Annotated in this window: 4 protein-coding genes; 1 reads left to right on the forward strand and 3 read right to left on the reverse strand. The window is 57.6% G+C overall.

Annotation, left to right across the window (positions count from 1 at the left end; all coding sequences use genetic code 11):
• Positions 1-255, forward strand: a 255-nt coding sequence (locus tag EP26_RS36580) for a hypothetical protein (protein ID WP_169747560.1), incomplete at its 5' end; no start/stop codon positions are given.
• A 34-nt stretch (positions 256-289) separates the two neighbouring features.
• On the opposite strand, the gene EP26_RS34360 is transcribed toward EP26_RS36580, so the two are convergent.
• The 3 genes from EP26_RS34360 to EP26_RS35960 all read right to left on the reverse strand — a co-directional run.
• Entirely contained in the window at positions 290-1,759 is a 1,470-nt protein-coding gene (locus EP26_RS34360) for a terminase large subunit domain-containing protein (protein ID WP_245624579.1), read from the reverse strand.
• A gap of 124 nt (positions 1,760-1,883) precedes the next feature.
• Positions 1,884-2,117 (reverse strand): hypothetical protein, encoded by a 234-nt coding sequence (locus EP26_RS30450; RefSeq protein WP_157033974.1) that lies wholly within the window; start codon positions 2,115-2,117, stop codon positions 1,884-1,886.
• Between the two features lie 32 nt (positions 2,118-2,149).
• On the reverse strand, positions 2,150-2,648 hold a 499-nt coding region (locus EP26_RS35960; protein WP_211259630.1), incomplete at its 5' end, for a hypothetical protein.

The following is a 2,648-nucleotide window of genomic DNA, read 5'->3' on the forward strand; positions in this document are numbered from 1 at the left end:
GACGCGGCGCATCATCTGCACCTGCGCGGCCTGCTGCGCACCCTGGCGCGGCTCCGGGCGAGACTTGGCAACCTCGCGGGCGGCCCAGGCGGCATCGGCATCGAGGGCTGCAAGCTCACGGTCCAGCACGCGGCGAGCAGCTTGCTCAGCGCGAAGGCGGGCCAGGGCCTCGCTTTCCATGTCGGTCCTGCGGACTTCATCGGTTCGATAAGTAGGCATCTGAATACCTCATCTAAAAAAACTGCTGCGGCTTAAATGCCGGTGCCGCATAGCCCGTCGAATATAAAACCTAGGAAGCCAGTGCTATAAAGCGATCGTAAGACGATCCGCCCCTTGTTGTCATCAATAGACAGCCCGCAACGGCGTTTGCCAAATCGTCATGTTGTCCTGGTGGATGGTCTATACTATCGCGGCCTCGACCTGTCTTGCGCTCTAGGTTGCAAAACTGATTCGCTAACTTTGGAATGTCAGGCAATTCCACCTGATGACTGTTCAGTAAAGGTAGAACGTCTCGATATATATCGGATTTTGACTTAGACGACAGTTCATACTCAATTCCGGCCTTTTTCAGGGGCTCCCTAACCCAGTCACCACCCCAACGATCACCCTGGATTCGTCTTACATTATAGTGTTTTAGCAGTGCCACAGCTTCAGCCGTAACGTCTGATGGGCTGAAGCTGGGCACCCATTCGCGCACCGCGTCGATGACGCTGATGACCTTGCCGCCGACCTCCTCGGAATGCCCGATGGCCAACGTCATGGAGTCGCTTCCAGACCCCCCCGCCGGGTCAAGAAATGCCTGATATGTTTTGCCCATCTCGCGGGAGTATTCATGCCGGCCAATGGCAGTGCAGGCATCGATCACTTCTCTGGAGACAAATTCTGCAACATCACTTCTAAATTCAGCCAAATACTCGGCCGATGCGGATTGCGCGTCGCGCTCCATGGCTTCGTCGATGATTCTTTGCGGAACCGTGGGATTCATAGTCCGCGTTGGCGCACGCCAAAACAGAACGTGGTCATTCGGCACGCCATACCATCGCCGGTAGGCGTTCCACATCGCGCCGCGACGAGCATAGGGGCTGGAGGCGCACAACAGCATGGCGCCGGGCACCGTCGCCATGGCAGGCCTCAGCGCCGCTAGGATCGCCTCATCCGGGTTTGCGGCCGTCTCGTCGCTGCGGAGGAAGGCAATCTCGTCGATGAGCGCGGCGACGATGGTTCGGCCGCGAACGCTCCGGTAGCTGGCCGATGTAATCTCAATGGTGACACGGTTGCTTAACTCGATTTCCTCCGCCGTCTGCCGCTCTATCAACGGCGCCAACAGCTTCACCTCGAACAGCAGTGCCTCGCAGTACCTGAAGATCGTCTTCGCCTGCGTCCTGTCCGTGGCCAGGATCAGGATGGAGGCGCGCTCGCCGGGCGACAGGTTCTCGGACCATGGACGGAAGCAGGCCAGGTAGCAGGCCAAGGCGGCCAGATGGAAAGACTTTCCGGCCCTTCGGCCACATGCCAGCCAGCCCTCGGACACCGGCATGGATGGAGGCTCGGCGCGGCCGGTACAGGTGCGATAAATCTCCAGCTGCTCGGGAGACATCGGCAGCGCGAACATAGCGGCCAGCCAAGCGCGCCAAGCTGTGTAGGTCGCCGGATTGCGGAACCAACGGCGCCACAGGTTCTCGTCGTCCATGGCGGCGAGAATGCTCATTGAAGCGCGCTGTGGCATTGGCTTGACGGGCAGTAAGGCGGCGTTGGGCATCAGGAGGCCTCCGTGGTCCTGGCGAGGCGCTTCGTCTTAACTTGCGATAAATCTCCCTTACCGCAAGTTAGATATAGCCTGCCCAATTTGTGTAAGCCTCTGAAACTGCTAGGTAATTTGAGCATTAATGCAGCACCACCACATCGTCACACCCTGCCCAGGTCAGCCACGCGACATGAGCGACTTCCTGCGCTTCGGCGGCGATCAGTACGCGCTGCGGATGCGCCGCGATGGCCTCTGGTATCGCCACGGCGCCGCCGCTGGTCACGCTGATGCCGTAGGACTCGCCGCTGACCTCGATGGTGACGATGGCGCGGTGCTCGTTCATGGCAACGGCTAGCACCCGGAAGTCACTCACCACTGCCACCAGGGCAGTTTTTCAGCGACTCCTTATTCTCGATCCAATCCTCGACCATTTGTACGCTCCGCTTCAATTTCGGTTTTCATAGAAATGTAGTTTGCGAGTTGTGCAACAGGCGCATCCGGTCCCGGCGCGTCGGGTGGAGTAACGTTCAAACGCAACAGCATCTTCGCGTAAGCACCGCACCAACCTTGATAAGTGCGCGCGGTAATTTCTGACATTTCCACGCCGTCAGCTACTTTTGCATCCGCTAATTTAAGATGGAGTGCGAGTTGTGCGGCGCGTTCGATTAATTCATTTTGGAGAAGAGTAGGATTACCGCCGACAAGCTGAGTAAATTCAGCTTTCTTCTTTTTCAGAAAACGGCCCGCGTGCGTCCGCTTGTCCAAACGGTCGATTACATTGCGGCGGGAGTGCGGGCCTAATGGTTTCATTCTGAGACGATATATGCCGGGTATCCATGCGGGCTGCAATAGATAACATGCTAGATTTTTGGAACGGGGTTTTGGGCTTTTTGCATTAGGAAAT

Source organism: Belnapia moabensis DSM 16746 (assembly GCF_000745835.1).
GTDB classification, from domain to species: domain Bacteria; phylum Pseudomonadota; class Alphaproteobacteria; order Acetobacterales; family Acetobacteraceae; genus Belnapia; species Belnapia moabensis.